The sequence below is a fragment of the Oceanicaulis sp. genome, from assembly GCA_040112665.1.
GTDB lineage: Bacteria > Pseudomonadota > Alphaproteobacteria > Caulobacterales > Maricaulaceae > Oceanicaulis.
Map to the genome: position 1 here is coordinate 961,117 of CP157796.1, position 12,403 is coordinate 973,519.

Annotated in this window: 10 protein-coding genes; 2 read left to right on the plus strand and 8 right to left on the minus strand. The window is 68.3% G+C overall.

The window, feature by feature from the left end; genetic code table 11:
- The first annotated feature begins 9 nt into the window (after positions 1-9).
- On the plus strand, positions 10-924 hold the full coding sequence (locus ABL308_04525) for an alpha/beta hydrolase (GenBank protein XBQ17145.1): 915 nt from the start codon (positions 10-12) through the stop codon (positions 922-924).
- Here the strand turns inward: ABL308_04525 and ABL308_04530 are convergent.
- The 8 genes from ABL308_04530 to ABL308_04565 all read right to left on the minus strand — a co-directional run bounded on the left by ABL308_04530 (position 915) and on the right by ABL308_04565 (position 11,870).
- Positions 915-2,375: an NAD(P)/FAD-dependent oxidoreductase gene (locus ABL308_04530; GenBank protein XBQ17146.1), complete on the minus strand. Its 1,461-nt coding sequence runs from the start codon at positions 2,373-2,375 to the stop codon at positions 915-917. The two genes, ABL308_04525 and ABL308_04530, sit on opposite strands and share 10 nt — an antisense overlap.
- A gap of 1 nt (position 2,376) precedes the next feature.
- Complete coding sequence (locus ABL308_04535) at positions 2,377-4,203, minus strand: long-chain fatty acid--CoA ligase (GenBank protein XBQ17147.1); 1,827 nt, start codon at positions 4,201-4,203, stop codon at positions 2,377-2,379.
- Positions 4,175-5,068, minus strand: a complete 894-nt coding sequence (locus tag ABL308_04540) for a 3-keto-5-aminohexanoate cleavage protein (protein ID XBQ17148.1) — start codon at positions 5,066-5,068, stop codon at positions 4,175-4,177. The genes ABL308_04535 and ABL308_04540 overlap by 29 nt, the downstream gene beginning before the upstream one ends.
- A gap of 4 nt (positions 5,069-5,072) precedes the next feature.
- On the minus strand, positions 5,073-7,037 hold the full coding sequence (locus tag ABL308_04545; protein XBQ17149.1) for a biotin carboxylase N-terminal domain-containing protein: 1,965 nt from the start codon (positions 7,035-7,037) through the stop codon (positions 5,073-5,075).
- A gap of 181 nt (positions 7,038-7,218) precedes the next feature.
- Positions 7,219-8,013: an enoyl-CoA hydratase-related protein gene (locus ABL308_04550; protein ID XBQ17150.1), complete on the minus strand. Its 795-nt coding sequence runs from the start codon at positions 8,011-8,013 to the stop codon at positions 7,219-7,221.
- Positions 8,006-9,178: an acyl-CoA dehydrogenase family protein gene (locus ABL308_04555; GenBank protein ID XBQ17151.1), complete on the minus strand. Its 1,173-nt coding sequence runs from the start codon at positions 9,176-9,178 to the stop codon at positions 8,006-8,008. The genes ABL308_04550 and ABL308_04555 overlap by 8 nt, the downstream gene beginning before the upstream one ends.
- Positions 9,179-9,366: 188 nt before the next feature.
- Positions 9,367-10,977, minus strand: coding sequence for a carboxyl transferase domain-containing protein (locus ABL308_04560; GenBank protein XBQ17152.1), 1,611 nt, complete (start codon positions 10,975-10,977; stop codon positions 9,367-9,369).
- The gene (locus ABL308_04565) at positions 10,977-11,870 is read right to left on the minus strand and encodes an SDR family oxidoreductase (GenBank protein XBQ17153.1); all 894 of its coding nucleotides are present in this window, start codon (positions 11,868-11,870) and stop codon (positions 10,977-10,979) included. The genes ABL308_04560 and ABL308_04565 overlap by 1 nt, the downstream gene beginning before the upstream one ends.
- A 122-nt stretch (positions 11,871-11,992) precedes the next feature.
- On the opposite strand from ABL308_04565, the gene ABL308_04570 reads away from it, so the two are divergent.
- Complete coding sequence (locus ABL308_04570; GenBank protein XBQ17154.1) at positions 11,993-12,397, plus strand: MerR family DNA-binding transcriptional regulator; 405 nt, start codon at positions 11,993-11,995, stop codon at positions 12,395-12,397.
- Positions 12,398-12,403: the final 6 nt, after the last annotated feature.

Below are 12,403 nucleotides of genomic sequence, written 5' to 3' on the forward strand. Positions count from 1 at the left end.
CGCCCCCTCATGATCGAAACGATACCGCATGCGAGCGGTCTCGGCATTCGCCGCTTTCTCGCCCGCCGCCTTGCGAAACAGGCCGGCCGGCTCACCTTGAACCCGTCCCAGCCGCGCCAGGTGGCGCGGGCGCGGATGAACGCGTCCGGCGACCGCCTGCCCAGCCCGTCGGGCGTGAAGATCACGTCCATCGAGCTCGCCGGCCGGCCGGGCCTGCATTTCGTCCCGCAGGATCCGCGCCCCGGCGCCCTTCTGTTCCTGCACGGCGGCGGATATTCGCTGGGCTCGCCGCAAAGCCACAAGCCGCTGATCGCAAGGCTGGCGCAGACATTCAATATCGAAGCCTTCGCGCCGGACTACCGGCTCGCGCCCGAACATGTCTGCCCCGCCGCGGTGGAGGACGCCGAGGACGCGCTGGGCGAGATCACTGCGCGCGCCAGCGGTCCGGTGCTGATCGCCGGCGACAGCGCGGGCGGGGGGTTGAGCCTGGCGGCGCTGATCCGCCATCGCGAGGCGGGCCGGCCCATGCCGAAAGCCGCCTATCTCATCTCGCCCTGGACCGACCTCAGCCTCACCGGGGAAAGCACGGCCAGCCGCGCCCATCGCGATCCGATGCTGGCGCCGACCGCGCTGGAAGCCGCCGCCGCGCTTTATCTCGACGGCTGCGACGCCCGCGATCCCGAGCCGAGCCCGCTCTTCGCCGACCTTCGCGGCCTGCCGCCGATCTTCATCCAGGTCGGCGAGGACGAGATCCTGCTCGACGATTCCACCCGGCTCGCCGCGCGTCTGGGCGAGGCCGGCGTGGCGGTGAAGTGCGAGGTCTGGCGCGGCATGTTCCACGATTTCCAGCTCTTCTCCCCGCTTCTGCCTGAAGCCGGCAGCGCGCTCGAACACGCCAGGGCCTGGATCGAACCTCATCTTTGAGCCGTCCACGCCCAGGCGTCGTCAGAGCCCAGCGTCATCGCAAAGCGCGCCGCAAGGCCCGGCCAGTTGTTCACGATCCGGCCGTCTTCGGTCTTGTACCAGCTGGGGCAGGCGCCCGCCCACACCGTGCCGGCGAGCCGCTTCTGAAGCCTCGCGTCGTATTCGGCTTCGGCCTCGGGCGTGACGTCGAGCGTGCGCAGATCCTCGAAGACGATCCGGGCGGCCTGCCGGGCGGCGTACTCGGCCTGGCGTTCGAGCATGAACACGATCGAGTTGTGCCCCAGATTGGTGTTCGGCCCGTAGAGCATGAAGAGGTTCGGAAAGCCCGAGACCGCCACCCCGCGATAGGCTTTCGGCGCGCCCGCCCAGTGCTCGCGCAGCGACAGGCCTTCGCCGTTCACCACGTCGAGGCTGGCGAGGAACTCGGTCGCGCTGAAGCCGGTGGCGAACACGATCGCGTCCGCCGTGATCGCCTCGCCCGAGCCGGTGATCACAGCATCCTCGGTGAGGGCTGCGGCGCGCTCGGGCACGAGCCGGACATGCTCGCGTTGGAGCGTCGAGAACCACTCGTCCGACAGAAGGATGCGCTTGCAGCCCGGCGCGTAGTCCGGAGTGAGCTGGTCGCGCAGGGCCGGATCTGCGACCTCGCGCTTCAGCCGCCGTTTGAGACTCCAGCGGGTGTACGCGCCCGCCGGGTTGTTCGCCAGGAAGGACGGGTAGCGCGCTTCGTGAACGAGATAGCTGCCCAGCCGGTAGAGCCGGTGAAGCCAGGGCGCGCGGCGAAACAACGCTTTCTCGAACCCGGTGAAGGCGCGGTCGGGCTTGTCGATCACCCAGTTCGGCGTGCGCTGAAACACGGTGAGTTCGGCGGCCGTTTCGGCGAGCTTCGGGACGACCTGCACCGCGCTGGCCGCCGACCCGATCACCGCGACGCGCTTGCCCGCATAGTCCACCGACCGATCCCAGTGCGCGGTGTGCACCTTGGGTCCCCTGAACCGCTCAGCACCCTCGAGCTCGGGGATGACCGGCTCGGCGAGCTGGCCCACCGCGCTGATCACCGTGCGCGCCTCGATCACCGCGCCGTCCGTGAACGTCACGCACCAGCGGCCCGCGCCTTCGTCGAATTCAAGCCGCGTCACCGTCCGGCCGTAGCGCATGTGCGGGCCGAGCCCGAGTTCCGTGACGGCGCGCGCGAGATAGGCCGCGATCTCCGGCTGGGGGGAGTATTTCCGGCTCCAGTCGGGATTGAGGAAGAAGCTGAAGGAATAAAGATGGCTCGGCACGTCGCAGGCCGCGCCGGGATAGGTGTTCGCCCGCCACACCCCGCCGGGGCCGCCGGCCCGGTCGACGATCGCGAAATCGCGTAAACCCTCTTCGAGCAGGGCGTGGCAGGCCGCGATCCCCGCAAAGCCCGCGCCGATGATGAGGACGTCGAGGCGCTCCGCAGTCACCTCAGGCCGGCTCGGCTTTGGCGTAGAGGCTGTCCACGATCGCCTTGTTGCGCTCGACCACCACGTTGCGGCGCACCTTCAGCGTCGGCGTCAGCTCGCCCGTGTCCACGCCCAGCGAGGCGGGAAGGATGGCGAACTTGCGGATGTTCTCCACCCGGGCGTGACGCTCGTTCACCCCGTCCACCGCCTTCTGGATCTCGGCGTTCACCGCCTCGCTCGCCCGCGCCTCCTCAGGGCTGAGCCCGTGCTTTTTCGCAAACTCCGCCAGCGCGTCGGGGCTGAGCGTGACGAGCGCGGTGAGATAGGGCCGGGCGTCGCCGACCACGACCGCATGCTCGATCAGGCTCGCGTTCATAAGGTCGGTTTCGAGATTGGACGGGGTTATGTTCTTGCCGCCCGAGGTGATGATGATGTCCTTGATGCGCCCGGTGATCCAGACGAAGCCGTCCTCGTCGATCCTGACCACGTCGCCGGTCTTCATCCAGCCGTCGCGCGTGAACGTGTTCTCGGTCGCCTCGTTGTTCTTCATGTAGCCCGCGAAGACGTTCGGCCCCTTCACCTGCAGCTCGCCCTCTTCGGAGACGCGCGCCTGCATATGGTCGATCATCTTGCCGACCGAGCCGAAACGCACCGCGCCGGGCCGGGAGAAGGCGGTGGGCGCGCTGGTCTCGGACTGGCCGTAGCCTTCGTAGAGCACCAGATCGAGCCCGGCGAAGAAGCGCAGGACCTCCGGGCTGATCGGCGCTGCGCCCGAGATGCACAGCCGCGCCTCCTCTAGCCCCAGCGCCGCCTTGATCTTCTTCAGGACCAGCGCGTCGGCGAGCGATTTCTGCGCGCTCAGGACCGGGCCGGGACTGCGGCCCTCGATCTTCGCCTCGTTCCAGGCCCGGGCGGTCTTCATCGCCCAAGTGGCGAGTTTTGCTTTCGTGCCGGTCGCCTCCGCGAGCCGGGCGGTCAGCGTCTCGTGCATCTTCTCCCAGACGCGCGGCACGCCGAAGAAGACGGTGGGTTTGGCCGCCTTGAGGTCCTCGGCGAGCGTGTCCATCGAGCGGGCGAAATACATGCAGGCGCCCGAGGTGCAGTGATTGTGCACGCTCGATTGCTGCTCGGCGATGTGGGCGATGGGCAGGTAGCTCAGCGTGCGGTCGTCCGGGCGGCTGTCGAACATCTCGCACAGCATGGCCGAGGACCAGGAGATGTTGCCGTGGGTCAGCATCACCGCCTTGGGCGGGCCGGTCGTACCCGAGGTGTAGATGAGCGCGCCGACCGTCTGCTCGCCGATGGCGTCCATGCGCGCGCTCAGCTCGTCCTCGAAATCGGCTTTGCCGAGCGCCAGGAACTGGCCCCAGCTGAGCACCTCGGGGTGATCGCCGGCCGAGCCTTCCATCACCACGATGGTTTCGAGCCGCGGACACTCGGCTTTCAGCGCGAGCGCCTGTTCGACATGCTCGGAGGTCTCCACCAGCAGGACCGGGGCTTCGGAGTGCTGCAGGATATAGGCGATCTCAGGCGGAGCGCTGGTCCAGTAGACGCCGGCGGGACGGGCGCCGGCGGCCATCGCCGCGATCGCCATGGTCGTCCATTCAGGGCGGTTGTAGCCCAGGATCGCCACGGTGTCCTCGGCCGCCACGCCCAGCGCGATCAGAGCGCGGGCGGCGCGGCGCACCTGATCGGCGTACTCGGCCCAGCTGGTGGCGGTCCAGCCGGACTCGCCATGGGTCATGTAGGCCGGCGCGGAGCCCCGCGTCTCGGCCTGGTGAAACAGCCGCGCCGGAGTCGACGGGAAACGCCCGCCGATCCTAGGCAGTTCGCTCGCGCTCGCCTGCATGTCCGTCCCTCCCTAAGCCCATGATCTCACGCGCTTCTTGAGGTGAGGCGACCTCGCGGCCCGCATTGCGGGCGCACGCGGCCAGAGCCTCGATCAGCGCGCCGTTGCCCGGGGCGCGGTCGCCGCCGGGAAGATAGAAGGTGTCTTCAAGCCCGGTCCTGAGCATGCCGCCGAGCTCGGCGGTGCGCTGATGGACCGGCCAGATCTCCGCCCGGCCGATCAGCGTGGTCTGCCAGGGATCTTGCTTGCGCTTGTAGTCGAGCAAAAGCTCCAGAAGCCGCGCGTCCACCGGCATGCCCGAAGCCACGCCCATCACGAAATTATAGTGCGCGGACGGCGCCATGCCGTTTTCGATATACATGTTCACGCAGCGCACGATGCCGACGTCGAAGCATTCGAACTCGGGATGCGCGCCGACCTCGGCCATGGCGTCGAGCATGGCCTGAACCTTCTCGACCGGATTGTCGAACATCATCGGCGGCCAGGCCCACTCGCCGTTGCTGCGCAGCTTGAGATAGTTCAGCGAGCCCGCGTTGCAGGCCGCGATCTCGGGCTTCACACGCTTCACGCAGGCGACCGGGCCGGACACGTCGGGGCCGACCGTGCCGGTGGTCGAGTTGATGATCACGCCGGGGCAGGCGTCGCGGATCGCCTCGACGATCTCCCCGGCCACGTCCGGATCCCAGCTGGGGAAGCCGCCATGTCCGGCCTCCTGCATGCGGTAGTGCACGTGCATCACGCTCGCGCCCGCGTCGAAGGCCTCGCGCGCGCTCGCCGCCATCTGTTCGGGGCTGACCGGAACGGGATGGGTGTCGGGGTTGGTGAGCACGCCGTTGAGCGCGCAGGTGAGCACGGCCTTGTCCATGGGTCTAATCCTGGCTTTGCAAATCAAGTTCGATCAAGACGAATCCGCCCGCGGCCTGTCCGCCAGTTTCGGCGTTGACGGCTGCGACGATCCCGTCAGCGCCCGCTTCCAGGCGCATCTCCATCTTCATCGCTTCCATCACCGCGACGACCTGTCCGGCGGTCACCCGGTCGCCGGGTTTGACGTGGACGGCGGCGACCGCGCCGGAGACAGGCGCCGTGATCTTCGACGGATCGGCGGCCGGGTCGGTGGAGACCGGCGAGGGCTCGGCGATCCGAACCATCAGTTCAGGCAGGCCCAGATGCAGTCCGCCGTCTTCGCAGCATGCCGCGGGAAGGGTGCGCGTGACGCCGTCATGGCGCAGCGTCAGAGCGCCGCCTGCGAAACCGAGCACGGCGATCTCCGCGGCGTCTTCGCCGCGCGTGACGCGGACGCCGCCTTCGCGCTGCTGTTCGACGCGGACCGTCGCGGTCTCGCCGCCGACTTCGAGGTCGAGATCGAAGCGCGTCACTGAGGCTGAACGCAGGACCGGCCCGCGCGTGTCGCACAGCACCGCCGCAGCGATCGCCAGCGCCTCGAACGGGGTTTCGACGGGCGCAAACGGCCCGGATTTTTCTTCCGCCCAGGCGTCGAGATCGCCGGTGGTGACCGCGCCGGTCCGAAAGCGCGCGTCGTCCAGCAGACGCAGCAGGAAATCGCGATTGGTCGTCACGCCCAGAAGCGGCGCGTCTCGCAGATGCGCCCGCAGCGCGGTGATCGCGTCATCGCGCGTCTCGCCCGTGCCGATCAGCTTGGCGATCATGGCGTCGTAATCGGTCCCGATCCGGTCAGCCGTAGCCACGCCGCGATCGATGCGGACGCCCGAAGTAACGCCGTCCGGGGCGTAGTGCGCGATTGGGCCCGATTGCGGCGCGAAGCCGTCCAGCGGGTCCTCCGCATAAAGACGAAGCTCGATCGCATGGCCGCACAGCGCGACGTCGTCCTGCGTCGCCGGCAGCGGCGCGCCTGCGGCGATGTCGAACTGGAGCTGCACCAGATTGAGCCCGGTCACCTCTTCGGTCACCGGATGCTCGACCTGAAGCCGGGTGTTCATCTCGAGGAAGAAATACGCGCCGTCCGCGTCGAGCAGGAACTCCACCGTGCCCGCGCCCACGTAATCGACCGCTTTCGCCGCCGCGACCGCATCCGCGCCCATGCGCGCGCGCAGATCTTCATCGACAGCCGGAGAGGGCGCCTCCTCGATCACCTTCTGACGGCGGCGCTGGGCCGAGCAGTCGCGCTCGCCGAGATGGATCGTGTTGCCCTGCGCGTCGGCGAAGACCTGGATCTCCACATGCCGGCCGCGCTCGACGAATTTTTCCAGAAGCACCGTCTGGTCGCCGAAGCTCGATTTCGCCTCGCGTTTCGCCGAGGCGAGCGCGTCTTTGAAATCCTCGGCCGAACGCACCACGCGCATGCCGCGCCCGCCCCCGCCGGCGACGGCCTTGATGAGCAAGGGATAGCCGATCTTTTCGGCCTCGCGCGCCAGAGTGTCCGCCGACTGATCATCGCCCTGCCAGCCCGGCACGGTGGGCACGCCCGCCTCGATCATCAGCTGTTTGGCGCGCGCCTTGTCGCCCATCGCCTGAATCGCCTCTGGCGGCGGGCCGATCCAGACCAGCCCCGCCTCGATCACCGCGCGGGCGAAGGCGGCGTTCTCCGATAGAAAGCCGTATCCGGGATGGATCGCCTCAGCGCCGGTGCGCTTCGCCGCATCCAGGATCGCGTCGATGTCCAGATAGCTCTGAGACGCCGGCGCCGGGCCGATGCGCACCGCCTCGTCAGCCTCGCGCACATGCATCGCGCCGGCGTCGGCGTCTGAATAGACCGCGATCGCGCGGCGGCCCGAGGCGCGAGCCTCGCGTAAGACCCGCACCGCGATCTCCCCGCGATTGGCGATGAGGACGGAAGCGAAGGAGCGGGTCAGCATCGGCGCCCTCCGTCGCACCCCCCACCCCGACCCTCCCCCAAGGGGGAGGGAGGGGCGCTGAGGCGGGCTCGAATGCGAGCGCGGCGGCGTCGTGAGGCCTGATACGCCAGGTGGGGCCGCGAAACGGCCCTCCCCCCCCTTGAGGGGAGGGTCGGGGTGGGGTGAATGCGCAACCCGTCCATCACATCGCCCATTTCGGTTTGCGTTTCTCCAGAAACGCCGTGAGCCCTTCTGCGCCTTCAGCGCTGCGGGCCGCGTCGGCGAAGACAGCGGCGGCTTCGGGCACGAGGGCGCTGGCGTCAGCCAGCCTTGCGCGGCGGATCAGGCGCTTGGTCGCCGCGATCGCGCCGGGCGCGCCGAGGCGGATCTGGTCGAGCGTGGCCGTGAGCGCCTTGTCGAGCCCGCCCGGCCCGTCGCAGACCTGGTGGACGAGCCCCAGAGCCAGCGCGTGCTGGGCGTCCAGCCTGCCGCCGGTGACCGCCAGCCGGCGCGCTTCGGAATAGCCCAGCCGCTCCACGAGAAACGGCGCGATCTGGGCGGGCACCAGTCCCAGCCCGGTCTCGGGCAGGCGGAAGACCGCGCCTTTCTCGGCGATGACCACGTCGGCCACGCAGGCGAGCCCAAAACCCCCGCCCATCACCGCGCCTTCGACGACAGCCACGACCGGCAGGCCGGTCTCGGCGTAGGCGGCGCACAGTTCGCCGAAGCGGGCGTTCACCGCGGCGACCGGGTCGGGCCCGCCGGGCTCGACGGCTCTGGCTTGCGCCTCGCCTATGTCCTTGATGTCGCCGCCCGAGCAGAAATGGCCGCCCGCGCCTTTCAGCACGATCGCCCGGTCGCCTTCACGCTCGGCCTCGCCCAGCGCGTCGAGCAGCTCGCCCACCATGGCCAGCGACATGGCGTTCCTGATCTCGGGACGGTTCAGCGTGACGTGCAGCGCCCCGCCCGAGCGGTCGAGAAGCAGGGTGTCAGGCATTGCCGCTCGCCGGCTTTTTCTTCTTCGGGAGCGTGCCTTCATACTTGGCGATGATGCCGAGCATGATCTCGTCCGCCCCGCCGCCGATCGAGACCAGGCGCCCGTCGCGGAAGGCCCGGCTGATCGGATTGTCGGCGGTGTAGCCCATCCCGCCCCAGTACTGCAGGCAGCTGTCGGCGATCTCGCGCGAGAGCCGGCCGGTCTTGAGCTTGGCCATGGAGGCGAGCTTGGTGACGTCCTTGCCCTGGTTGAAATCCTCCACGCAGCGATAGACCAGCGAACGCAGCATCTCGACTTCGGTGCGAAGCTCGGCGAGGCGGAAATGGATCGCCTGATTGTCCAGAAGGGACTGGCCGAACGCCTTGCGCTCGCGGGTGTACTCGATGGTCAGATCGATCTGCTTGTCGAAGGCTTTCAGGCTCGAGGCCGCGCCGTAGATGCGCTCCTCCTGGAACTGCAGCATCTGATAGATGAAGCCCGCGCCTTCCTCGCCGATCAGATTGCGCTTGGGCACGCGCACCTCGTCGAAGAAGAGCTGCGCAGTGTCGGACGAATGCATGCCGATCTTGTGGATCTTCTGCTTCTCGATGCCCGGAAGATCCATCGGCACCATGATTAGCGACTTGTTCTCGTGCGGCTTGCCGTCGGACGTGTTCGCCAGCAGGCAGCACCAGTCGGCTTTCAGCCCGTTGGTGATCCACATCTTCGAGCCGGAGATGACGTAGTCGTCGCCGTCCGATTTCGCGACCGTCTTCACCGCCGCCACGTCAGACCCGCCGCCCGGTTCGGAGACGCCCAGGCAGCCCACCATGTCGCCCGCGATCGCCGGAGCGAGGAACTCGTGGCAGAGCTCCTCGGAGCCGAAGCGCGCGAGCGCCGGCGTGCACATGTCGGTGTGCACCCCGATCGCCATCGGCACCCCGCCGCAATCAATCAGGCCCAGCTCCTCGGCGAGGACGAGGCTGTAGGACATGTCCAGCCCCGCGCCGCCGTATTTCTCAGGCCATCTGAGGCCCAGAAGGCCCAGATCGCCCATCTTCTTGAAGACCTCGTGGGAGGGAAACTCGCCGGCCGCCTCCCATTCATCCACATACGGATTGATCTCGTTGGCGACGAACTTCGCGACCGTATCGCGCAGCGCTTCGTGCTCAGGGGTGAAGTGCATCGGTCAGGCTCCTTCGAGGGAGAAAACTTCCCTCCCCCTTGCGGGGAGGGTGGGCCGAGGCGAAGCCTCGGGTCGGGTGGGGGTGGTGCGCCGGGCGACGGAGGGCCGGGCGTGTGCGATCCCACCCCACCCGTCCGCTCCGCGGACACCCTCCCCGTGAAGGGGAGGGAAGGAAACGACAGCGCCCATCACAGCCGCGCCACCCCGAACGTGTTGGGCTTCAGGGCACGCGCATCGCCCTCGGCGCAGATGTTGAGGCATTCGATAAGCACGGCGCGGGTGTCGCGCGGATCGATGATCCCGTCGTCCCACAGCCGGGCGGACGCGAACAAGGCGTGGGACTGCTCGGTCAGGCCCTGCTCGATCATCGCGCTCATGCCGGCGAGCTGATCTTCGTCGGTCTCGATCCCGGCGCGGGCGTTCTTCTGGCGGGTGACGATCTCCATCACCTTGGCCGCCTGCGCGCCGCCCATCACCGCGGTGCGCGCGGTCGGCCAGGCGAAGATGAAGCGCGGATCGAAGCCGCGCCCGCACATGCCGTAATTGCCTGCACCGTAAGAGCCGCCCAGCACGATGGTGATCTTCGGCACGCGCGCGTTCGCGACCGCCTGGATCATCTTCGAGCCGTGCTTGATCGCCCCGTCGCGCTCGGCCTTGGAGCCGACCATGTAGCCGGTGGTGTTCTGTAGAAAGACGATCGGCGTATCGGACTGATCGCACAGCTGGATGAACTGGCCCGCCTTGGTGGAGCCCTCGGGCTGGATCGGGCCGTTATTGCCCAGGATTCCGACCAGCCGTCCGCCGATACGGGCGTGGCCGCACACGGTCTCAGACCCGTAGCGCGCCTTGAACTCCAGAAAGTCCGAGCCGTCGGTGATGCGCGCGATCACCTCGCGCACGTCATAGGGCGTGCGGTCGTCGGCGGGCACGATCCCCATCAGCTCTTCAGCGTCGTAGTTCGGACCGGGACCCTCGAACCGTCCCGTCGCGGCGTCCCAGTTGAGCTTGTCCATGATCTCACGGGCGTAGGCGAGCGCTTGGGCGTCGTCCTCGGCCACGTATTCGCCAAGCCCCGTCACCTCGCCGTGCAGATCCGCGCCGCCCAGGCTTTCCTCGTCGGCGTCCTCGCCGATGGCAGCTTTGACCAGGGGCGGGCCGGCGAGGAAGATCTTCGACTTTTTCCGCACAAGGACGACATAATCGCTGAGGCCCGGCAGATAGGCCCCGCCGGCGGTCGAGCTCCCGTGCACGACGGCGATCTGCGGGATGCCCGCCGCGCTCATCCGCGCCTGATTGGCGAAGCTGCGCCCGCCGTCGACGAAGATCTCGGACTGATACAGAAGATTCGCCCCGCCGGACTCCACCAGATGGATCATCGGCAGCTTGTTTGAAAACGCGATCTCCTGCGCGCGCAGGGATTTTTTCAGCCCCATGGGCGCGATCGTGCCGCCCTTGATGGCGCTGTCCGATGCGCTGACCACGCAGCGCTTGCCAGCCACCACGCCGATGCCGACCACCATGCCCCCGCCCGACGCGCCGCGGTCGCCGTCGTCGTCGTGCATTTTCAGGCCCGCGAGCGGCGCGATCTCCAGAAAGGGCGCGTCGCGATCGACGAGGCGCGCCACGCGCTCGCGCGGAAGAAGCTGGCCGCGCTCCTCGAAGCGGGATTTCTTGGCCGCCGAATTCGCCCGGACCTTGTCTTCAAGCGCGCGCACTTCGGCGAGCTTTTCGGCCATCGCCTCGGCGGCCTTGCGATAGCCGTCAGAGCCGGTGTTGAGCTGAGAGCGCAGGGCCGGCATCAGGCCTCCTCCCCGCGCAGGACCTTGGGGTCGACGGCGCGGTGAAAGCCGTTGAACACCTCGAACTTGTCGTGCGCTTCAAGCGGCCAGTGCCGGCCGCCCAGCGGCGCGCCGCCGTCGACCTGGATCTGGGCTCCCGTGATGAAGGCCGCAGCCGGCGACAGCAGAAACACGATCGCCGCGCTCACTTCTGCCTCCGAGCCCAGCCGCTGGGCGGGCAGGTGCTGTTTCAGATACGGGATCATCGCGCGCACCGCGCCACCATAGGTGTCCATGCCGGAGCTGGCGATCCAGCCCGGCGCGACGGCGTTCACGCGCACGCCGTGCTTGCCCCACTCGACCGCGGCGGTCTGGGTGAGGTTGAACATGCCCGCACGCGCAGCGCCCGAATGGGCCATGCCGGGCATGCCCGCATGCATATCGGCGGTGACGTTCACGATCGCCCCGCCGTTTTCCTTCATGGCGCTCGCGAAGACCGCCTTCATCATCTGCCAGCCGCCGGTCAGATTGGTGGCGATCACCGCCTCCCAGCCCTTTTTCGAGATGTTGGCGATCTCGGCGGGGAACTGGCCGCCGGCGTTGTTGACCAGCCCGTCGATCCGGCCGTGCCGCTCCATGATGGCGGCGACATTTTCGCTCACCGCCTCTTCGTCGCGGATGTCGAACGCGGCGATGTCGCACGAGCCCCCGTCCGCGCCGATTTCGTTCGCAACGGCTTCGAGCTTCTCCGGCTTGCGGCCGGTGATCACGACATGAGCGCCCAGGCTCGCGAGCTCGTGCGCGGTGCAGCGGCCGATCCCGGACCCGCCGCCGGTGACGACAACGACCCGGCCTTTGAAAAGGCCGGGCCGGAACACGCTGTCATAGCGGGCGTTCGCGGCGTTCTCGCTCATCTGGCGCCCGTCTCCTCCCTGACTGGTGCGGGTGAAGCGTCCCCCGAACTGACGTATACGTCAAGCGTCTCTTGTGAACGTCAAGCCGATGGCCTTACTCTGTGCGCCGACAGGGGACGGACATGACCGAGACCACAGATCACGCAGACGCGCTCTACGGGATCGCCGAGCTGGCCGAGCGCCACGGCGTGACGCCGCGCACTATCCGGTTCTACGAATCCAAGGGTTTGCTGAAGCCCCAGCGCGTCGGCGCGCAGCGCGTCTTCACCGAGGCCGACAGCACGCGGCTGGGCTTGATCCTGCGCGCCAAGGCGATCGGGTCCTCGCTGGCCGACATCAAGACCTTCCTCGAGCTTTACGGCCGCGAGGGCGAAGGCCGGGTCCGCCAGCTCGAATTCGTCATCGACAAGACCGCCGCGGAGATAAAGGCGCTCGAAGCCAAGCGCGCCCAGATCGAAACCACGCTCGCCGAGCTGCGCACCATCCATCAGGGCGCCAGGGACAGGCTCGCGCGGCGGCGAGGCTAGGAGCCG